22 protein-coding genes are annotated in these 19,710 nt (G+C 39.5%); 17 read left to right on the forward strand and 5 right to left on the reverse strand.

Annotation, left to right across the window (positions count from 1 at the left end; translation table 11 throughout):
* The first annotated feature begins 20 nt into the window (after positions 1-20).
* From upp to BLR37_RS07675, 12 genes are all read left to right on the forward strand, one after another.
* On the forward strand, positions 21-665 hold the full coding sequence (gene upp, locus BLR37_RS07620) for a uracil phosphoribosyltransferase (RefSeq protein WP_090766747.1): 645 nt from the start codon (positions 21-23) through the stop codon (positions 663-665).
* A 45-nt stretch (positions 666-710) separates the two neighbouring features.
* Positions 711-1,028 (forward strand): low molecular weight protein tyrosine phosphatase family protein, encoded by a 318-nt coding sequence (locus BLR37_RS07625; protein WP_090766749.1) that lies wholly within the window; start codon positions 711-713, stop codon positions 1,026-1,028.
* Positions 1,029-1,075: 47 nt separating this feature from the next.
* The gene (locus BLR37_RS07630) at positions 1,076-1,765 is read left to right on the forward strand and encodes a YjjG family noncanonical pyrimidine nucleotidase (protein ID WP_090766752.1); all 690 of its coding nucleotides are present in this window, start codon (positions 1,076-1,078) and stop codon (positions 1,763-1,765) included.
* A 77-nt stretch (positions 1,766-1,842) separates the two neighbouring features.
* Positions 1,843-2,547: a proline and serine-rich protein 1 family protein gene (locus BLR37_RS07635; RefSeq protein WP_143009552.1), complete on the forward strand. Its 705-nt coding sequence runs from the start codon at positions 1,843-1,845 to the stop codon at positions 2,545-2,547.
* Between the two features lie 18 nt (positions 2,548-2,565).
* Positions 2,566-3,084, forward strand: a complete 519-nt coding sequence (locus BLR37_RS07640) for a DUF1569 domain-containing protein (protein WP_090766757.1) — start codon at positions 2,566-2,568, stop codon at positions 3,082-3,084.
* Between the two features lie 43 nt (positions 3,085-3,127).
* A complete protein-coding gene (locus BLR37_RS07645) occupies positions 3,128-3,745 on the forward strand; it encodes a hypothetical protein (RefSeq protein ID WP_090766760.1) in 618 nt (205 codons plus the stop codon).
* A 64-nt stretch (positions 3,746-3,809) separates the two neighbouring features.
* On the forward strand, positions 3,810-5,129 hold the full coding sequence (locus BLR37_RS07650; RefSeq protein ID WP_090766763.1) for a flippase: 1,320 nt from the start codon (positions 3,810-3,812) through the stop codon (positions 5,127-5,129).
* Complete coding sequence (locus tag BLR37_RS07655; protein WP_090766766.1) at positions 5,126-5,773, forward strand: class I SAM-dependent methyltransferase; 648 nt, start codon at positions 5,126-5,128, stop codon at positions 5,771-5,773. Before BLR37_RS07650 ends, BLR37_RS07655 begins: the two co-directional genes overlap by 4 nt.
* Before the next feature lie 13 nt (positions 5,774-5,786).
* Positions 5,787-6,548, forward strand: coding sequence for a class I SAM-dependent methyltransferase (locus tag BLR37_RS07660; RefSeq protein ID WP_090766770.1), 762 nt, complete (start codon positions 5,787-5,789; stop codon positions 6,546-6,548).
* Between the two features lie 129 nt (positions 6,549-6,677).
* Entirely contained in the window at positions 6,678-7,088 is a 411-nt protein-coding gene (locus BLR37_RS07665; protein ID WP_090766773.1) for a GxxExxY protein, read from the forward strand.
* Between the two features lie 108 nt (positions 7,089-7,196).
* Complete coding sequence (locus tag BLR37_RS07670; protein WP_090766775.1) at positions 7,197-8,114, forward strand: glycosyltransferase family protein; 918 nt, start codon at positions 7,197-7,199, stop codon at positions 8,112-8,114.
* 114 nt (positions 8,115-8,228) lie between these two features.
* The gene (locus tag BLR37_RS07675) at positions 8,229-8,684 is read left to right on the forward strand and encodes a PA2169 family four-helix-bundle protein (protein ID WP_039475992.1); all 456 of its coding nucleotides are present in this window, start codon (positions 8,229-8,231) and stop codon (positions 8,682-8,684) included.
* Between the two features lie 181 nt (positions 8,685-8,865).
* On the opposite strand, the gene cphA is transcribed toward BLR37_RS07675, so the two are convergent.
* Entirely contained in the window at positions 8,866-11,481 is a 2,616-nt protein-coding gene (cphA, locus tag BLR37_RS07680) for a cyanophycin synthetase (RefSeq protein ID WP_090766778.1), read from the reverse strand.
* Positions 11,482-11,774: 293 nt separating this feature from the next.
* Here cphA and BLR37_RS07685 point away from each other — a divergent pair, with 293 nt between their 5' ends.
* The 4 genes from BLR37_RS07685 (at position 11,775) to BLR37_RS07700 (ending at position 16,737) form a co-directional block, all read left to right on the forward strand.
* On the forward strand, positions 11,775-12,650 hold the full coding sequence (locus BLR37_RS07685) for a cyanophycinase (protein WP_090767820.1): 876 nt from the start codon (positions 11,775-11,777) through the stop codon (positions 12,648-12,650).
* Between the two features lie 57 nt (positions 12,651-12,707).
* Entirely contained in the window at positions 12,708-13,550 is an 843-nt protein-coding gene (locus tag BLR37_RS07690; protein WP_090766780.1) for an isoaspartyl peptidase/L-asparaginase, read from the forward strand.
* Positions 13,551-13,579: 29 nt separating this feature from the next.
* Positions 13,580-14,263 (forward strand): hypothetical protein, encoded by a 684-nt coding sequence (locus tag BLR37_RS07695; RefSeq protein WP_090766783.1) that lies wholly within the window; start codon positions 13,580-13,582, stop codon positions 14,261-14,263.
* Positions 14,264-14,562: 299 nt separating this feature from the next.
* The gene (locus tag BLR37_RS07700; protein WP_244154618.1) at positions 14,563-16,737 is read left to right on the forward strand and encodes a carboxy terminal-processing peptidase; all 2,175 of its coding nucleotides are present in this window, start codon (positions 14,563-14,565) and stop codon (positions 16,735-16,737) included.
* A gap of 109 nt (positions 16,738-16,846) precedes the next feature.
* Here BLR37_RS07700 and BLR37_RS07705 read toward each other — a convergent pair whose 3' ends face one another.
* A complete protein-coding gene (locus tag BLR37_RS07705; protein WP_039475999.1) occupies positions 16,847-17,779 on the reverse strand; it encodes an SPFH domain-containing protein in 933 nt (310 codons plus the stop codon).
* Between the two features lie 76 nt (positions 17,780-17,855).
* The gene (locus BLR37_RS07710) at positions 17,856-19,088 is read right to left on the reverse strand and encodes a carboxypeptidase-like regulatory domain-containing protein (RefSeq protein WP_090766786.1); all 1,233 of its coding nucleotides are present in this window, start codon (positions 19,086-19,088) and stop codon (positions 17,856-17,858) included.
* Between the two features lie 105 nt (positions 19,089-19,193).
* On the opposite strand from BLR37_RS07710, the gene BLR37_RS07715 reads away from it, so the two are divergent.
* Entirely contained in the window at positions 19,194-19,379 is a 186-nt protein-coding gene (locus BLR37_RS07715) for a hypothetical protein (protein ID WP_039476001.1), read from the forward strand.
* 1 nt (position 19,380) lies between these two features.
* Here the strand turns inward: BLR37_RS07715 and BLR37_RS25650 are convergent, their stop codons facing one another.
* Both BLR37_RS25650 and BLR37_RS07720 read right to left on the reverse strand, forming a co-directional pair.
* The gene (locus BLR37_RS25650) at positions 19,381-19,506 is read right to left on the reverse strand and encodes a hypothetical protein (protein WP_279615731.1); all 126 of its coding nucleotides are present in this window, start codon (positions 19,504-19,506) and stop codon (positions 19,381-19,383) included.
* 1 nt (position 19,507) lies between these two features.
* Positions 19,508-19,690 carry a hypothetical protein gene (locus BLR37_RS07720; RefSeq protein ID WP_039476004.1) on the reverse strand — a complete coding sequence of 61 codons (183 nt, stop codon included), beginning with the start codon at positions 19,688-19,690 and terminating at the stop codon, positions 19,508-19,510.
* Positions 19,691-19,710 lie beyond the last annotated feature (20 nt).

Genomic DNA, 19,710 nt, shown 5'->3' on the forward strand with positions numbered 1-19,710 from the left:
GGTACAGCAAAACCAACATTATGATTTTCGATCTAAGCAAAACCCAATCTATCGCCAATACTTTTATTGCCGAACTTCGGGATGAAAATATCCAGAAGGATTCGATGCGTTTTCGCAAAAATATGGAGCGCGTTGGGGAGTTTTTTGCTTATGAGATCAGTAAATCACTTAAATACACTTCGACAGAAGTTACTACTCCGCTTGGCATATCTAAATGCGAAGTATTAACCGATCAGCCTGTACTGGCAACCATACTCCGGGCCGGTTTGCCCCTACAGCAGGGTTTGCTTAACATTTTTGATAAAGCCGAATGCTGCTTCATTTCGGCCTACCGGAAGGTAAAAAAGAGTGGCGATTTTATTATCCAGATGGATTATGTTTCTACGCCCGATCTGGATAGCAGGGTACTGATTATGGCCGACCCTATGCTGGCAACAGGCCAAAGCATGGTGATGTGCTGTAAAGAGCTCATTAACCGTTATAAAATTGCCGAACTACACATTGTTGCCGCCATAGCCAGCAGTGAAGGGGTAGCCCATGTCAGGGCTAATTTACCTAAAGCAAAGCTTTGGCTGGGCGCTATTGATGAAGAAATGACAAGCAAATCATACATCGTTCCTGGTTTGGGCGATGCCGGCGACCTGGCTTATGGAGAAAAGGTTTAATTCTCAGAAGTCTCTGGCCCGAAACCTTCTAATTTTACAAAGCAATTGAATATTCTTTTTGTATGCAGCAGAAATAAATGGCGTAGTGCCACTGCCGAAACACTTTATAAAAACCATCCCGATCACGAAATCCGGTCAGCAGGTACGGCACCATCGGCCAGGATCAAAATAAATGCAAAGCTTATTTTATGGGCTGATGCGATTTTTGTGATGGAGAAAAGACACAAACAAATCTTAACAGAGCGTTTCGAAACAGAACTTATGGAAAAAGAGCTTGTGATCCTCAACATCCCCGACGATTACGAATATATGGATGAAGAACTTATAGAAGAGATTCAATCAAAAATGACGGCTTATTTATAATTCCAGTAGTAATAGGAACTACCTTTGCAAAAACTACAATTACATTAATGAAAAAACATATCTTCTTCGATCTCGATCATACCATCTGGGATTTTGACCGCAATGCCGAAGAAACCCTGAAAGAGCTTTACCAAACCTATCAATTAGATGCATTGGGTATTAAATCCTGCAGCGATTTCATTAGTATTTACACAGAAAACAATCATTTGCTGTGGGCCGATTATCATTTAGGAAAAATCACTAAAGATTTTTTAAGGGCAGAGCGATTCAGTAAAACTTTTATTCAAATGGGCATCCATCCTGATGCAGTGCCACACCAGTTTGAAACCGATTACGTAAACATTTCGCCAACTAAAACCAACTTATTTGCAGGCGCTGAACAGGTTTTAGCCTATCTGCAACAAAAATATACACTGCACATCATTTCGAATGGCTTTAAAGAAACAACTTTAACCAAAATGAATTTATCGAAGTTGAATCCTTATTTCGAAAATGTAATTATCTCGGAAGATGTAGGCGTTAACAAACCTAATCCGATTATTTTCGAATATGCACTTGATAAAGCAAAAGCATTAAAAGCAGAAAGCATTATGATTGGCGATAGCCTTGAGGCTGATATTTACGGAGCACAAAACTTTGGTATGGAAGCCATATTTTTCAACCCAATGCAAAAGGAAAAACCCGAAGATGTGAAACACCAAATTGTACATCTTGAAGAATTATTAAAACTTTTTTAGCCATACACTGTTTTTGTTTGATTTTGGCATTGCTTTGGCAAGGTTTCAGTACACACACAAATGAAACCTTAATTAACATGAAAAAAACCATCTTTTTAGGTCTGGCAATGCTCTTTGCTACCCTAAGTTTTGCTCAAAACAACCGCAGCACAGCTGAAGTATTCCTTCAAATTACCAAACCGGGCAAGTATACGGTGTATTTAGACGATGAACTGGTAAGTTCTGCCACAGGCAGGTTCCGTTTTTACGATGTATACAATTCCAAACCTATGTTGTCTATAATGCAGGGCAATAGATTGATGCTGAAAGAACAGCTTAATGTAAACGCTCAGGAACGACTCATTGTAGGTTTCGATAATGGCAGGTTGAATGTAATTAAGCAACTTAGTCTGTTCCGCAACAATCAATATGCATTAGACGATTTTTATGGTTATAGCGAGCCCTACAACACTGGTATTTCGCCAAGGCCAGACAGAGGTCCTGTAAGGAATTATACTTTAATGTCGCCTGAGGCTTTTTATCAATTTTTTAGTTTGTACAAAAAAGAAAGGTTCGATGATGGCAGATCGCGGTTAATCAAAGCCACAGGCAAAAATGCTTCTTTCAGTACCGAACAGATCAGATACTTGCTTAAAGAGTTTTCTTTTGATGATCAGCGTTTAGAAACTGCAAAATATCTTTATGCTAAAACTATAGATACACAGAACTACACGCTATTGGCCGAGACATTTAGATTTTCTTCAAGCAAAGATGATTTTTTGAATTTCATTGCTAAAGAATAATTCGCTTATCTTTATGATATGAGGGCTGCAAAAATAAAGGCATCGATACACAAAACTGTCGATGCCTATAAATCGAAACTATCTGCTTATGCTGATGATATTTTTCAGCAACAACCGCCTATAGCCGGCTGGAGTTACAGCGAAGTATATTCGCATATTTTTGATTCGAGCCTGTTATCGCTCATCGCCTTAGAACATGCAGCAAAAGGCAAAGGAGAAGATAAACCCACTGCTTTTGCCGTCAGGCTTATACTTTTATTGGGTGCTTTGCCACCGGCAAGGCAATATAAAGTACCCCAAAGACTGGCTGACCGGGTAAAAAAAATAAGCAAAACCGAAGCGCTCGATTTTATTCTAGAGTTTGAAGAGGCTTTAACCGACAATTATCCTTTGGTGGGTTTAGCAACGGCTACCTGCAAGACAAAACACCCGCGTTTAGGATACTTAAACGCCAAACAATGGTTAAGATTTATCGAAATTCATTTAAAGCACCACCTCAAACAGCTGGAAAGAATAGAAAAGAGCTTTCAGGCGTAAATTAATTTCGCCATATTTGGGTAATACTTAACACTCAACCCTCATGAAGAACGCTTTTTATCTGTTAGTCATCGCTTTATGTTTCGCCTGCAAGGGCGAAAAAAAAGAACCTGCTCAGGTTATGATCCCAACGCCTGCAGGAATACAAGGATTACAAAAAGGTAATGCAGCAGCTACCCCGGCAGCAAGTACAAAGAGCAATCTTATTTTTAATCCGCCACATGGCGAAGCAGGGCATACCTGCGCTTTGGCTGTGGGCGCGCCTTTAAACAGAACAGCACCCGCGCAACCAAAACCAGCGGCTGTAACACAACCCGCACCAGCCCCTGCTGTAACAGCAGCCGGTAATTCTGGTAAAAAATTAAATCCTAAACATGGCGAGCCTGGCCACCGCTGCGATATTGCTGTGGGCGCTCCGTTAGATTCTAAACCTATTGCAGTAGCAAAAACAGCTCCCACTCAACCTACAGTTACCCAAGTTTCGAACGTTAAAGTGGGCAAGGGTATGAATCCTCCGCACGGTCAACCCAACCACCGTTGCGATATTGCCGTTGGCGCTCCTTTAAACAGCAAACCCGCACAAACGGTAATTGCTCCAGCAGCTGCAGAAACCAAAACACCCGAAAGCAAAGCCGTTGAGGCTAAAAGCGAGGGGAAATAACCGCTTACACAATTTGAATTTTCAATATGGCGCTTAACGCACATTTTTTTACATCTTTGCGTTAATGAAATTACCCGCCATAAAAGGTTTTGACGAAGAAGCATTTAACAAGTATTTTAAAAATACGGGTTGGGTGATGTTTGGGAAGATTCTCAGCATGATTGTTGGCTTTGTAGTAGCCCGATTCCTTGGACCAATTTCTTTCGGCGATTTAAGCTTTGCCGATGCCTTTACAGCAATTGCGGCAGCTATTGGTGCCCTGGGGCTGGACACTTTCATCATCAGAGAAATACTAAATGATCCTACTAAAAAAGATGAAATTTTAGGCACCTCATTATTATTAAGGTTAAGTGTTAACTTATTATTGATCCCAATTTCGATCGGTTTATATCTTCTATTTCACAAATTATCTGATAATCCCGGCGAACCATTAACCTATGTAGTAGCTTTACTATCCTTTGCTGCGTTTTTTAAATCCTTTAATGTAATCGATTCCTATTTCCAATCGCAGGTACAATCTAAATATGTAGTACATATCCAGAATATATGCGTAATTGTTTCAGCTCTTGTCAAAATATTACTTGTTGTTTTACACATGCGTGTAATCTGGTTTGCCTGGGCATTGGTTTTTGATGGTTTTATTTTAGCCTTTGGACTCATTTTACTTTATCAAAACAAGGGTTTTAATTTATTTGACCTGCACTTTAAAAAAGAGCGCGCAAAATCGCTTTTGAAACAATCTGCTCCATTAATCTTATCAGCAGTTATGGTATCTATTTACATGAAAATAGATCAGGTTATGTTAAAAACAGTGGGCAGTAGCGCTGTTGGAATTTACAGTGCAGTTGCAAAAATCAGCGAGGCCTGGTATTTTATCCCCGTGGCTATTGTAACATCAGTTTTCCCAGCATTAATAAATGCCCGCAAAACCGACCATCAACGCTACATTAAACGGTTACAAAATTTATACGACTTGTTAGTTGCTATAAGTTTGCCTGTTGCAATAGTTGTTACTTTTGCGTCAACCCTCATTATCCATATTATTTACAATAATCGCTTTGAAGGTGCCGAGCACATGCTCCCAATACACATCTGGTCTGGTGTTTTTGTATTTTTAGGAAGTGCCAGTTCCCAATACTTACTGGCTGAAGGATTTACAAAAATTTCCTTTTATCGAACTGCTTTTGGAGCACTAATCAATATTCTCTTAAATCTTTGGTTAATACCACTATATGCCGGTATTGGCGCATCAATTGCAACCTTAATTGCATGTGCCAGTTCTGCGTTTTATATTTTATTAATCCCTAAAACCCGGCAACAGGGTATAATGATGTTAAAATCATTACTTTTGGTAACAGCATTTCAAAAAATATTTAAACGTTGAGTACTCTTAAAGCATTAACAACACTAATTGCTAAGCCAAACAGGCTTAAGGCATTATTATCATACGGACATAAAGGATACTTAAACAGCATTGGCTGGTTTACGGCCTTTGATAAAAAACAGGCCGTAGATGGAAATGGGAAGGCATTACCCTGGGTAACCTATTCTTTTATCGATTTCATTAAAGAACGGATCAACAAAACACAACATATTTTCGAATATGGATCAGGCAGTTCTACACTATTTTATGCAGAGCGGGCAGGTTCAGTTACTTCGGTAGAGCATGATAAAGGTTGGTACGATAATGTAAAAAATACCAGTCCGGCCAATGCCGAAATGATATTTTGTGAACTGCAAAAAGACGGCGAATATGCAAAAAAAGCAACCTTACTTAACCGCAAATTCGATATTATTATTGTTGATGGCCGCGACCGCGTAAATTGTTGCAAGTATAGTGTAGATGCATTATCGGCAAATGGCGTGTTGGTTTTAGATGATAGCGAGCGCGAAGTTTACCACCCGGCACGCGTGCTGTTAAAAGCGCAAGGTTTCAAAGAAATCAGTTTCAGCGGAATCTCGCCGGGCTTATTCTACGAAAAGGCGACTTCGGTTTTTTATAAAGAAAACAACTGTTTAGGCATTTAATCGTATTCATGTTATGCTAAGCGAAGAAGTAAAAACGGCCTACGATAATTTTTATACCAATAGTGATGTAGCCTGGCGCATGCTTGGAGCCAAATATAAAGCACAAAATATTGTTGATGTTTGCAAAGGCATTAAACCCCAAAAAGTTTTAGAAGTTGGCGCAGGAGATGGCAGTATTCTACATTTTTTAAATGAATGGAGCTTCTCACCTGAACTTTATGCCCTGGAAATTGCACAAAGCGGTGTCGATATTATTAAAGAACGTAAGCTCCCTAAACTGAAAGAAGCACAGACTTTTGATGGTTATAAAATACCTTACGCAGATGATACTTTCGACCTGGTGATTTTAGCGCACGTTTTAGAGCATGTAGAACACGAACGTATCCTGATCCGGGAGTTAAAACGGGTTGCTAAATACATTGTGGTAGAAGTTCCAAAAGATTATCGTTTCGGTGTAGATAAACGCATGAAACACTTTCTGGATTACGGACACATTAACATGTACACCCCAACTTCGCTCAGGTTTTTATTACAAAGTGAAGGTCTGGAGATTTTAGCTGATAAAACTTCGATGACTGCCACCGAAACCGTAAAATTTAATGAGTTTATTAACCGGAAAGCACCAAAAACCTTTACTAAGAATTTAAAAATAGAACTGGAATACCGGATTAAAAAAGCTTTAGGTAATTTATTGGGAAAGAAAAAACAAGAACAGTTTGCTAATGCTTATACCGTACTCACGCAAAAATCAGATCATAACCTGCATATATTTTAGTTTAAATTAATATATTTAACCATATAAGGCATAATTAGATAATATAAGCTTAGTTAAATTTTGCCTAAACCCCTATAATTGCAAGTTAAAATCATCCCGAATTAATTGTTAATTTAATTTATAAAGGGAATGTTATTAACAAAAAATTATTTAAAAGACCTTGTTTATAAGGTAAATGGAGCAGCCATTGAAGTACATAAAGCACTAGGCCCAGGTTTGTTAGAAGGCACTTATCACAAATGTATGGTGCATGAACTTAGCTTAAGAAACATTAAATTCAAATCTGAGCTCATTATTCCCATAAATTATAAGGGACTGGAAATTGATGCAAATTTAAGGTGCGATTTATTAATTGAAGATTCTCTAGTCGTTGAACTTAAATCCGTAGAAAATGTATCTCCAATTCACGTTGCCCAGCTTCTAACTTATATGAAGCTTCTACATATTCCGATTGGATTAATCATAAATTTCAATTGCTCACACATATTTACTGAGGGGCAGAAAACATATGTGAATGAAATATATGAATCAATTGCTTAATATTGTCTCCACATAACTTAAATGGAACTTACTTGCCTTATATGGTGAATAAAATATAGTATTGGATAAGGCACATAAACCAATCTTTCTTTAATAGTAAAAACTAACATGCACAAACTTGCCCCAATAGCCCTTTTCGTTTATAACCGCCCGCAGCATACCGAGCGTACCTTAAACTTTTTGCAGCAAAATGAGCTGGCGGCCGACAGTCAGTTATATATTTTTTCTGATGGTGCAAAAACTCCGTTCGATGAGGAAAAGGTTAAGGAGGTAAGGGCTATCATCAATAAAGTTAAAGGTTTCAAATCAGTTAAAGTAACTGAGCGGCAGGAAAATGCAGGTTTGGCCAATTCGGTAATTGCCGGTGTAAGCCAACTGGTGGCCGAATACGATCAGGTAATTGTTTTTGAAGATGATCTTATTACTTCACCACATACCTTAGCCTATTTTAACGATGCATTAAATCGCTACCGCGACGAGGAAAAAGTAATGCATATCGGTGCATACATGTACCCGCTTGAGGGCGAAAAGCTACCACAATCGTTTTTTTACCGCGCTGCAACCAGTTGGGGTTGGGCTACCTGGGGAAGGGCCTGGAAAAACTTTGAACCCGATATCAACCTGCTGATCAAACAATTCGACAAGAAAAAGAGGAAAGCATTTTCGATCGATCATACCATGAATTTCTGGAAACAAATGCTCGAATTCAAAAAGGGTAAAAACAATAGCTGGGCCATCAGGTGGTATGCTTCCATTTTCTTAAAAGATGGCTTAACGCTTAACCCATCGCAATCCCTGGTCAACAATATTGGTCATGATGGAACCGGCGTACACTCAGGCATAAACGATATATACAACGTAGTTATCAACCCTAAACCCATTATAGAATTTCCAACGGTAATTGCCGAAGATGCTTTAGCCTATAAATCAATAAAGAAGTTTTTAGCCAAACGGAAAGGTAATATGGTTACACGGGTCAGGCGTTTCGTGAAAGAAAAACTGGCGCAATACTTCTCTAAAAAATAATTTCAGCAAATATTTTCAGTTATAGCCTCTTGTTGTGAGCTATTTAAAAAATGACAAACCTTTTTTTAATGGCTCCTGTTCTTTTTATACATCAAAACTATAAAAAATAACAACATGAAAACAGCAACAGCAACTGCAGAAGTACTTAACGATCTCATCTTAATTAATAACGACCGTATTGAAGGCTATGAAAGAGGTCGCAAGGAATTAAAAGATGGTGACGCCGATTTAAAATCACTCTTTTTAAACATGATTAGCGAAAGCCAGAAATATAAAATGGCTTTAGCTACTGAAGTATCGGCCTTAGGCGAAGATATTGAAACCGGAACCACCAATTCGGGCAAAATTTACAGGGTTTGGATGGATGTTAAGGCTATGTTTACCGGCAACGACCGCCAAACTGTTTTAAACAATTGCGAATTTGGTGAAGACGCAGCGCAAAACGCCTATAAAATGGCTTTAGAGGAAGAAGATCTGCCATCGAACATTAGAGAGTTAATTTCGGATCAGAAGGCATCATTAAGAACCTCGCACGATGAAATAAAAAGGTTGCGCGATGCACAGGCATAATGGAATAACTTATATAAAAACGAAAAACTCCCCTGGTTTATAACGAGGGGAGTTTTTTTATGATATAATTCCGTCATGCTGAACTTGTTTCAGGATATATTAGCCCCTGAAATACCCGTCTGACCAGCCGGGCAGAAATCCGATAGCTATCAGATCAGGGTGACGATGTTTTTTTAAAATTTTACGCTTCCAACTCCTTATCCAGATGTTCGGTAACCCGCTGAATGGTATTATCAATCGTATTACTCAAAATTGTTAAATAAGAACCTTTCTTAGCTGTATCAATCGCAATTTGCAAACATTCGGTACTCTTATGATTGATAATGACTTCTTTGTTAGGATCAACTTCGTAAATACCTTTCAAAAGTAAATCGACTAAATCTTGCTGCTGGCGTCCGCGCAGGTATTTTTCCTGGCAGATGTAAATTTTATCGAACATTTGCGCCGAAATTCGGGCAGTTTCCATAATATCTGAATCTCTTCTGTCGCCTGTTGCAGAAATAATCCCTACATGTTCAGTTGCCTCTACGCCTTGCAAGAAACCTTTAACCCCGTTAAAACCATCAGGATTATGTGCAAAATCTACCAGCACTTTAAAATCTTTGAATCTGAAAACATTCATCCTTCCCGGTGTGTGGGCCGCAGAAGGAATAAAAGTTTCTAATGCCAGGCGGATATCTTCAGGTTTATAGCCCCATAAATAGGTTGCAAGCGTTGCTGCAAGCACATTCTGGATCATAAAGTTTACTGACCCACCAAAAGTTAGCGGAATGTGAGTGGCTTTATCTACCCTTAGTTTCCAGTCGCCTGTTTTAATGGTAATATATCCGTTTTCATAAATCGCGGCAATGCCTCCTTTTTTGCAGTGCTCTTTTACTACGGGATTATTTTCATCCATGCTAAAGTAAGCCACATTGCAGCGGGCATCTTTGGCAATACGTACGCAATATCCATTATCAGCATTTAATACCGCCCAGCCCTTGCGCCTAACCGCACCAATTACCACAGCTTTTACACGGGTTAAATCATCGAGATTATGAATATCAGAAATGCCAAGGTGATCTTCCTGAATATTAGTTACTACGCCAATATCACATGCATTAAAGCCTAATCCGGCTCTTAAAATACCCCCACGGGCGGTTTCAAGCACAGCAAACTCTACTGTAGGGTCTTTCAAAATAAACTCAGCACTCACTGGTCCGGTGGTATCGCCCTTCATCAGCATGGTATTGTGTACATACACCCCATCACTGGTAGTAAAACCTACCCGTTTACCGTTACTGCGGATAATATGTGCTATCAGCCGCGTAGTAGTGGTTTTTCCATTGGTTCCGGTTACGGCAATAATCGGAATTTGCGATAACTTACCTTGCGGATAAAGCATATCAATTACCGGGGCAGCCACATTTCGTGGTAAACCTTCACTCGGAGCTAAGTGCATTCTGAAACCAGGGGCAGCATTTACTTCCAAAACAACACCTCCGTTTTCGGTTAGGGGCTGGGTAAGGTTTTGCGCCATAATGTCTATTCCGCAAATATCCAGACCAATTACCCTCGAAATTCTTTCGCAGATAAATATATTTTGTGGATGTACAATATCGGTTACGTCGATAGATGTACCGCCGGTACTCAAATTAGCGGTCGATTTTAAATAAACAATCTCGCCCTTTTCCGGAATGGTTTCCAAAGTATAATCTTTCTTGGCCAATAAATCCAGCGTATCCCTGTCCACTGCAATTTCGGTTAATACATTCTCATGTCCGTAACCACGACGTGGATCTTCATTCTCCTGATCAATCAGCTCCTGAATGGTGTGGATTCCGTTGCCCCTTACATGTGCCGGATCGCGCTGGGCAGCAGCTACCACTTTATGGTCGATTACCAGTACCCTAAAATCATATCCGGTAATAAATCTTTCAATAATTACCCTTCTCGAGTAGGTTTTGGCATATTCGAAAGCGGCGATGGCAGCCTCCATCGTTTTCACATTAATGGTAGCACCCTTGCCGTGGTTACCATCTAAAGGCTTAAATACCAGTGGGAAACCCACTTTTTTAACCGAAGCTTCTAAATCATCGATATTTGAGATGGTTACACCAGCTGCCACCGGAATGGCTGCCTCAGTAAGCAAACGCTTGGTTTCTTCTTTGTTACTGGCAATATCTACAGCTATGCTGCTCGTTTTTTCGGTCATGGTAGCCCTGAAACGCACCTGATTTTTACCGTAGCCCAACTGCACCAGCGAACTTTTGTTCAGCCTGATCCAAGGAATACTTCTGCTCACAGCTTCTTCAACGATGGATGCGGTACTTGGCCCCAATGCTTCCAGTTCTCTGATTTCCCTCATCCTGCGGATATCGTGCTCCAAATCGTACTCTTTGTTATCAATGAGCGCTTCAGCAATCCGAACTGCAGCTTCGGCAGCATAAACGCCTACTTTTTCTTCCAGGTAACTGAATACCACGTTGTAAACCCCTTCAGTTTTGGTCATGCGCGTGCGGCCAAAGCCAGTATCCATGCCCGCAAGGGTCTGAATTTCTAAAGCAATGTGCTCAATTACGTGCCCCATCCAGGTTCCTTCCTTTACGCGGGTAAAAAAGCCCCCTTCAACACCTTTAGAGCAGCGGTGAGTGAACATACTGGGTAGCAATTTCTCAATCCTTTCACTAAATCCTTCTATCACGCTGGTTGGCTTCTGCTCCATATCCTCCAAATCCAACCGCATCTGAATTAATTTTTTCCGGTTAATCGACCAAATATTTGGCCCTCTTAATACTTGTATGTTTGATATTTTCATGTAATGTTTTGCTCGCTATTTTAATGTTAAACAAGGCTTTGGGAAGGCCTATTCCTGCTCAATTTAAAGCATAAAATATTGTCTGTAAATTATGCATTTATTCTCAGATTTGCCCCAGCCATTGGTTAAATCAATTTTAAAGGGTATTTGTTTTATTTTTAGGCACAAGCATGTTAATTTTATGTTATCTTATTTCAACTTTTGTTAATAAGTTAGATAATATTGACAAAAAAAGTCGCGTTTTTTATCATAAGCCTATATATTTGGAGTTTTTGATATCAAACACACAAAAAATGGTTCCGGAAGGTAAACTCATCATTATTGGCGGCGCAATTAATACAGGCAGTTTTGCCGAAACGCAATTTGGATTGCCCGATAACATGAACTTTTTTGAACGTGGAATTTTAAAGCGGATTACAACCGAATCGGTAAAAGATACCCAATCACGTTTTGAAATTATCACTACAGCATCGCTAATGCCAGAAAAAGTTGGCGAAGAATACATTAAAGCTTACGCACAATTAGATGTGCACAATGTGGGCGTGCTAAACATCACCAACAGAGAAGAAGCCAATGCCGATGAAAACTACGCACGTATTCAGGCAGCAGAAGTAATTATTTTTACCGGTGGCGATCAGTTGCGCCTTTCCTCTATTTTTGGAGGCACTAAAATCCATCAGCTTCTGCTCGAAAAATACCGTACAGAACCCGTGGTAATTGCTGGTACCTCGGCCGGCGCAGCAGCCAGTTCAAAAAACATGATTTATCAGGGCAGCAGTAAAGATGCCTTGTTGAAAGGTGAGGTGAAAATTACCGGCGGACTTGGCTTTATTGACGATGTAATTGTAGATACGCACTTTGTGCAAAGAGGTAGAATTGGTCGTTTATTATATGCAGCAGCCAGTAACCCCGGTATTTTAGGTATTGGTCTGGGCGAAGATACCGGTCTTTTCATTTCCGATGGTCATATTATGGAAGCCATTGGCTCAGGCATGGTTATTTTAGTAGATGGCCGTACCATGGCCGATACCAATTTAACAGATGTTGAAATGGGTCAGCCGGTATCGATTAAGAATATGGTGGTACATGTAATGTGCGATGGTGATGTTTATGACCTGAACGACCATAGTTTGGTGATCCAGCATCCGAAAGTAGCACCAATAGCATAGTTCGGTTAATAATGATTAACTTGTACTTTAAATCGTCCTGTTTAATATCCCTACAAAATGAAATTAATTATACACGGAGGTTTTTTTAGCGAATCGTCTACCAATCAGGAAACCAAAAAAGCGAAGCAAGATGCTTTGGCCAAAATTGTTACCCTTGGCCATTCCTATTTACAGCAGCATAGTGCTTTGGAAACTGTAGTTTATACCGTTGCCTTACTCGAAGATAATGAGCTGTTTAATGCCGGCATTGGTTCGCAGATTCAGAGCGATGGAAAGGTGCGGTTAAGTTCGGCTTTAATGGACGGTAAAACTGAAAAATTCAGTGGCGTAATTAATGTCGAAGATGTAAAAAACCCCATCAAAATTGCGCAAAACCTGCTAACTTATGATGACCGCGTTTTAAGCGGACAAGGTGCTCAGGATTTTGCCCGTAAAAACGGATTCGAATATTTTAACCCCATCACGGTACAACGCCAGGCGGAATACGAAGCCAAACTAAATCAAAAAAACAACAAAGGTACCGTTGGCTGTGTAGCGCTTGATGCAAACGGAAATATAGCAGCGGCGACTTCTACCGGAGGTAAAGGTTTCGAAATTCCTTGCCGGGTAAGCGATTCGGCAACTGTGGCCGGCAATTTTGCCAATGCACATGCTGGCATTTCGTGCACAGGTGTTGGCGAAGATATTGTAAGTGGCGCACTGGCAGCCAAAATTGTAACACGCGTTACCGATGGCTTTTCTTTAAAAGATGCTGCCGATAAATCTTTCGCCGAATTGAAGGCATTTGATGGCTTTGCGGGCATTGTAGGTATATCTTCAACCGGTGAAATATACCACTGCGATTCTCATCCCTACATGGTTTGGGCATCTTTCGATGTTAATTTACAGGTATTTAGCTGAAATTAAAATTAAAGTATTATTTTTGTTGCATGACCAGGATTGTATTGGCTTTAATTGGCCTTTTTGCATCAGTACAACTACAAGCTCAAAACATCGATAAACCGGAAATCCAGGAACCAAACGGAGGTAACGCAATCAATATTGCCGTATCTAAATTTGAGCTGGAAGATGGCAATTCTTTTTTTGAGGAAGCAGAAGATTTAGAGCGAAAAGGCGACTACAACGAAGCACTAACCCTATTTGGTAAGGCAGCATTTGAGTATAACGCGGTAAAGAATTTTAACCGCTATGGCCAGGCTGTGATCAAAATGAGCAATATGCACTACCAGTTGGGCCGTTTTTCAGATGCAGAACAAATCCTCTTAAACGTGGCGTTAAAAAATTACTCCAAAACCGGAAACCGGGTGGGAGTGATGAATACCTACAGCCTTTTGGGCAAAGTTTACCTGGCCAATACCAAATATACCCAATCCATGTGGTTCTACACCCAGCAGGGCATATTGGCTAAACAACTCAAAAGCAACAACTCCTATATCGAATCGATGCTCGGCATTGTACAGGTTAAAATTAAAAAGAAAGATTTTACCCTTGCCCTTCGCGACTTAAAATCGGCCGAATGGTTTGCCAATTCTGTTAAAACCACTCAATACCGGAGCCAGATTAAAGATGCCCGCGATGTGATTGCCAGTAAAACCGCTGCAAAAAAAGGCTAAGCAGCACTTTTTCAACCCGATTTAAATATTCAGAACCTTATTCAGCAGCTTTTTTTGAGGAAAAAGGGCGCTAAACCGGCTATTTATCGTCTGCAAATAGTCAAATTTCAACTCCTGTTTAAAACAAAAAATAAGCGCTAACGTTCTCCTATTGTTATTGTTAAATAAAAAGCTTTTAGCTAGATTTGATAAGTTTTAACAAGAGACGGTAATAATGCTGTCTCTTTTTTGTTTTTTTGCTAAAATGGTATCATATTGGCTATATAGAATTGGAAATGGATTTTAAATCATTTAAAGAGATGTTAAGAAGAATATTTTTTGTAATTTTTACTGCAGCAGTACTTGCTTGTCATGCTGCACCTAAAACTCAGCCAATGGTTGAGGGTGTTACGAATGTGAAACCTGATGAGCAACAGCAACTCGTTATTAAAGAAGTTGTAAACCTAATTGAGAGCTACAATTACAAAAAAATTCAGGTCAACGATTCTATATCCTCGCTTATTTTAGATAAGTATATCAAATCTTTAGATCCGGGGAGAAATTATTTCCTGGCTACAGACATTAAAGAATTTGAGAAGTATAGATATACCCTTGATGATGACTTTAAAAACGGCGATTTAAGTGCTCCGTTTTACATCTATAACGTTTATGCCAAAAGATTAAACGAGTATTTCACTTATTCTTTGGCACAGATTAAAACCAAATTCGATTTTAACCAAACCGACAGCTACGTTTACGACCGCGAAAAAATGCCTTGGGCAGCTACTTCAACAGCTCTGAACGATACCTGGAAAAAACGTGTTAAATACGAACTGGTTAATTTAAACCTGGCCGGCACAGCCGAAGCTAAAAACGTAGAAACTTTAACCAAGCGTTACCAGAACCTGCAGTCGCAAACCTCGAAAACCAATAATCAGGACGTTTTCCAAATTCTGATGGATGCCTTTACCGAGTCTATCGATCCGCATACCAATTATTTTGTACCAGCAAGGGCTACAGAATTTAACGAAGAAATGGCACGCTCTTTCGAAGGTATTGGCGCCCGTTTACAACTCGAAAACGAGGTGGTTAAAATTTCAGAAATTATCCCTGGTGGACCAGCATTTAAAGGCAAACAGTTAAGCGCAGGCGACAGGATTATTGCTGTTGCACAAGGCGATGGAGAGTTTGTTGATGTGATTGGATGGAGACTTGATGTGACCGTAACCAAAATTAAAGGTCCTAAAGGCACAAAAGTGCGTCTGAAAGTAATTCCGGTAGGAAAAGAAATGTCGTCTAAACCGGTAATTATTGAGCTTGTAAGAGAGAAAATAATTCTTGAAGATCAGTCGGCTAAGAAAAAAGTTAAAACCATTAACTCAAACGGTAAAGATTATAAAATTGGTATCATTTCGGTACCTGCATTTTATGCAGATTTTAAAGCGGCAAATGCTGGTGATAAAAACTACAAAAGCACTACCCGTGACGTTAGAAAACTAATCGATTCACTAAAAAACATCGATAAAGTAAATGCCATTGTAATGGATTTACGTGGAAACGGTGGTGGTTCTTTAGTTGAAGCGATTTCGTTAACCGGTTTGTTTATCGATAAAGGACCTGTAGTTCAGGTAAAAGATTTACGCGGTAAAATAGAGGTAGATGAAGATGAGAACGCTGGTGTAGCCTGGAATGGTCCGTTTGGTGTAATGGTTGATCGTTTAAGCGCTTCGGCATCCGAAATTTTTGCCGGTGCAATTCAGGATTATGGCCGAGGTATTGTAATGGGTAGCCAAACTTATGGTAAAGGTACTGTTCAATCTTCTATCGATTTAAACAAGCTGGTAAACCCTAACATGTTACAGCGGATTGCCGGGTTGATCTCTAAAGATAAAACCATTGGTACTTCTCCAAGTTCAGCCAACCCTGCTGATATTAACTTAGGTCAGATTAACTTAACCATGGCTAAATTTTACCGTGTTGCAGGTAGCAGTACACAACACAAAGGCGTAACGCCAGATATAGTTTTCCCTTCAGTTTACCCGATGGATAAAATTGGAGAAGATACTGAACCATCTGCCTTACCTTGGGATGTAATTGCCAGCTCTAACTTTAAACCTGTAGCTAATTTAGCTGCTGTTAAAGCACAACTGATTAAAAACAGTGAGCAACGCGTTGCCAACTCTTTGGATTTTAAATACCTTAAACAAGATATTGCTGACCTTAAGAAACGCGATGCAGAGGTTTCAGTAACTTTAAACGAGGCTAAACTGAAAGCAGAGCGCGATGCGCAGGAAGCTAAATCGCTGGCCAGACAGAATGAATTAAGAGCTTTAAGAGGCTTACCTGCTATTAAAAAGGGCGATAAAGTTACCAAGCAGGATGTTTTCGATTTTATTGAAGATGAATCGCTAAAAGTAATGGGCGATTTTATGCAGCAATCAGGTAATTATGTAATGAACCTGGGTATTCCTGCAGCAGAGAAAATAAACAAGTAGTCAATACTTAATCCACAAAAAAGCCTATCAGAGATAAATGCTGATAGGCTTTTTTATTGAGAAAATTTTAAAGGATATAAACTGAATGATCAGTAATCTCCGAATTCAGCTATGCCTTTTTAGCTGTATTTTGCGATTGCTGCATGGCCATCATCTCTTTCATCGTTTTATTCATGCCTTCGGTACTGCCATCTAAAAAGATCACATTACCCTCACTATACTCAGCAAATTGTTTAATCGCCTCTGTCCACATGGTGAATAAAATTACCGAAGTATCTAAATTGGCCTGTTGCATTTCGTGTGCAGCATTGGTCATACCCTTTGCTACCTCTTCTCTAAACAAAGCAATACCTTGTCCGCGTAACTGGGCAGCTTCACGCTCTGCAGTTGCAGCAATTTTAATGGCATTACCATCGGCTTCGGCAGCTTTGGTTTTGGTAATTAATAAAGCCTGTCCTTCGTTTTCTGCAGCAGCTTTTAAGTTGTTCGATGCCACTACGCGGCTCATTGAGCGCATAATTTCTTCATCAAAAGTAATATCGTTTAACTGAAGATCTTGCAGGTGATAACCCCAGCCATCTAAAACCTGATCGATCTGCTCTTTAACGTGCAGTACAATTTCGTTACGCTGTGCCAATACATTGGCTTGCTTTTGTGTGGCTACATAAGCCCTTATCGAGCCCTCAATGGTTCTGATCAAAGCCTGCATTAAGTTGGTTGCATCTACGAATTTAAAGGCAACATTTTTAATCGTCTCTTCGTCCTGGTTAATAACCGAGTATAAAAGCATGGCTTTAAAATATACATTGGCCTGATCTTGTGTAACCGCCTGGAATGATAATTCTACCGAACGGTTCTGGATCGAAATACGCGAGTAGATCTGCTCAATTAAAGGAATTTTCAGGTTTAATCCGGGTCTTAATAATCTTTGATATTTGCCGAAAACGGTTACTACGGCAATGGTTCCCTGTTTAACGGTTACAAATGAGCTTAACAGGATAATTACCCCGAGCGCAATGAGAATGTAAAGTGTGTATTGCATAATTAGATTTTTTTATGAAGTTATAAAAAATAAATGCAATAACACATGCTGGCAAAACGCAGCATTCTAAAACAGCCTAGGGGCTATACACAAAATCATAGGGTAGTTGTTCCGCAAGCCGCCGGTTGCCCATATTGCCAGTCATCACTAAATCACTGGAAGTTACGTAACCTGCCGGATCGATCACTACCCCTTCCTTATTGTTTAAAGATATAAGTGTTTTCAGCATAAAGACTGAGGTTTGACCGAATTTATAAGCCAGACTCGATTGTGCCAGCTTTTCAAGTACTTTTTCGTCGCGTTTATAAACCACCATCAGCGTGTCGCTAAATTTGAAGTACATTTTATTTGCCACTGGATCGAAGGTGAGATACTTTTTATAATCAACCCGGGTAGTATCCCATTTCAAAACATCTTGCTGTCTCAGTACCCTTTCATAATACCGGGCAGAATCGGGGTTATCGGCTAGTTTCGATAGGGTTATGCCTGCGGCCATTTTACTTGCCTTATATTGCTGAACGGTTTTTAAAACATTTTGCTTTTCAACATTTTTAACAGAAGTATAGCGGTACACCTGAAAGTTCTCCGTTTCGAGTGTTTTTGCATATAAACTCCTGAAAAAGTGCATTTGAGAACCCAGGTAATTAACAGCGAAGGCCATCTTTTTCTTTTTATTTGGGTTGTTATTAAACTTTTCATAGTAAGAAAAAGTGCTGTAAGTAATATTGTCGTTGTCAAAGCTATATCCAAATTCGCGCAGATCAACATGCAGCTCGCAATCCATGATACTGTTCCGGATTAAAATAGGCTTACTGGCTATAGCTTCGAGGTAATGTTCATTTTCATTGTAAAAGAACTTAATATCTTCGGGGTTCAGAATTTTACAGTAAAGCTTATAACGGGGGTCATTCCCCAATAAAAGTCCCGAAAAGAAACTGCCCCACTTTTTCCAATCGTTTTTTCCTGTGCTCACCGTAACTTCCATAAGGTTATTTGCCTGTTCGCTTAAAAGTATGGTATAACTCTTATTATTATCCTCAATAGTGATAACCTTGGTCTGATAGCCAACAGCCGAAATGATGAGGTCGTTATAAAGCCTTTTTGCCGATATTTTAAACACCCCATTATTGTTGGTAGCTTCGCCGATTTGGGTATTGTTAAAATATACACTTGCGCCGGGTATGGGCTGTTTGGTGGCAGCATCTAAAACCTTACCAGCTACGGTAATTTGGGCAAAAGCGAGCTGAATAATGGTAAAATAGCAGAAGAAAACGCATAAAGCGCTTTTTTTGATAAGCGTGTAATTCATGAGAAAATAAATTGGTTAGTGTTTTATTCATTTGTGTACAGAAAATTACGATTTTAATTGGCAAACAAAAAGGTTTATTTTTTTGTCTTATCTAAAAAACAGATCATGAACGTAAAACGAACCTTCGGAACGATATTAACCATTTTAGGAATTATCGGCTTAATTTATGCCGGATATGGCTTTGTTAACCACAGTCAAAACAACAGGGGATTGCTGGTTTATGGAGTAATCGGATTGATTTTCTTTGTATCCGGAATCGGGTTGGTAAAGAATACGAAGGATGAGAGTTAGGTTATCCCTTCCTGCTAAACTTTTTCGACAAAATAAACAAGGCAATTGCTGCCGCTACGGCTATGCCCAGATAAATACCATCTTTAAAATTATCGGCTTTGGTGGCCTGCAGAATAAAAGTAAGCATATTATTGTTTCTTCTTTTGCTTAATTATCTGGTACTGGCTAAAAGCCACCAGGCAACCTGCCAGAATAATAATACCTGCTGATAATAAATTCTTTGGGTTTTGCTGAATATAATATGCTGCAGCCAATACGAGTATTACTGCTGCTATACCAATTATGTAATGAAGTATTAATCCCTTTTTCATCCGGATATAAATAATTTTAA

The organism is Pedobacter soli (assembly GCF_900101435.1).
GTDB lineage: Bacteria > Bacteroidota > Bacteroidia > Sphingobacteriales > Sphingobacteriaceae > Pedobacter > Pedobacter soli.

Bases quoted from the DNA above. Each gene is read 5' to 3' on its own strand.
- BLR37_RS07675 (WP_039475992.1), top strand. From the start codon at position 8,229: ATGAAAACAGCAACAGCAACTGCAGAAGTACTTAACGATCTCATCTTA.
- BLR37_RS07710 (WP_090766786.1), bottom strand. From the start codon at position 19,088: ATGAATTACACGCTTATCAAAAAAAGCGCTTTATGCGTTTTCTTCTGC.
- upp (WP_090766747.1), top strand. From the start codon at position 21: ATGATTTTCGATCTAAGCAAAACCCAATCTATCGCCAATACTTTTATT.
- BLR37_RS07715 (WP_039476001.1), top strand. From the start codon at position 19,194: ATGAACGTAAAACGAACCTTCGGAACGATATTAACCATTTTAGGAATT.
- BLR37_RS07720 (WP_039476004.1), bottom strand. From the start codon at position 19,690: ATGAAAAAGGGATTAATACTTCATTACATAATTGGTATAGCAGCAGTA.
- BLR37_RS07670 (WP_090766775.1), top strand. From the start codon at position 7,197: ATGCACAAACTTGCCCCAATAGCCCTTTTCGTTTATAACCGCCCGCAG.
- cphA (WP_090766778.1), bottom strand. From the start codon at position 11,481: ATGAAAATATCAAACATACAAGTATTAAGAGGGCCAAATATTTGGTCG.
- BLR37_RS07640 (WP_090766757.1), top strand. From the start codon at position 2,566: ATGAGGGCTGCAAAAATAAAGGCATCGATACACAAAACTGTCGATGCC.
- BLR37_RS07630 (WP_090766752.1), top strand. From the start codon at position 1,076: ATGAAAAAACATATCTTCTTCGATCTCGATCATACCATCTGGGATTTT.
- BLR37_RS07700 (WP_244154618.1), top strand. From the start codon at position 14,563: ATGTTAAGAAGAATATTTTTTGTAATTTTTACTGCAGCAGTACTTGCT.
- BLR37_RS07690 (WP_090766780.1), top strand. From the start codon at position 12,708: ATGAAATTAATTATACACGGAGGTTTTTTTAGCGAATCGTCTACCAAT.
- BLR37_RS07685 (WP_090767820.1), top strand. From the start codon at position 11,775: ATGGTTCCGGAAGGTAAACTCATCATTATTGGCGGCGCAATTAATACA.
- BLR37_RS25650 (WP_279615731.1), bottom strand. From the start codon at position 19,506: ATGCTTACTTTTATTCTGCAGGCCACCAAAGCCGATAATTTTAAAGAT.
- BLR37_RS07705 (WP_039475999.1), bottom strand. From the start codon at position 17,779: ATGCAATACACACTTTACATTCTCATTGCGCTCGGGGTAATTATCCTG.
- BLR37_RS07650 (WP_090766763.1), top strand. From the start codon at position 3,810: ATGAAATTACCCGCCATAAAAGGTTTTGACGAAGAAGCATTTAACAAG.
- BLR37_RS07660 (WP_090766770.1), top strand. From the start codon at position 5,787: ATGCTAAGCGAAGAAGTAAAAACGGCCTACGATAATTTTTATACCAAT.
- BLR37_RS07695 (WP_090766783.1), top strand. From the start codon at position 13,580: ATGACCAGGATTGTATTGGCTTTAATTGGCCTTTTTGCATCAGTACAA.
- BLR37_RS07645 (WP_090766760.1), top strand. From the start codon at position 3,128: ATGAAGAACGCTTTTTATCTGTTAGTCATCGCTTTATGTTTCGCCTGC.
- BLR37_RS07635 (WP_143009552.1), top strand. From the start codon at position 1,843: ATGAAAAAAACCATCTTTTTAGGTCTGGCAATGCTCTTTGCTACCCTA.
- BLR37_RS07665 (WP_090766773.1), top strand. From the start codon at position 6,678: ATGTTATTAACAAAAAATTATTTAAAAGACCTTGTTTATAAGGTAAAT.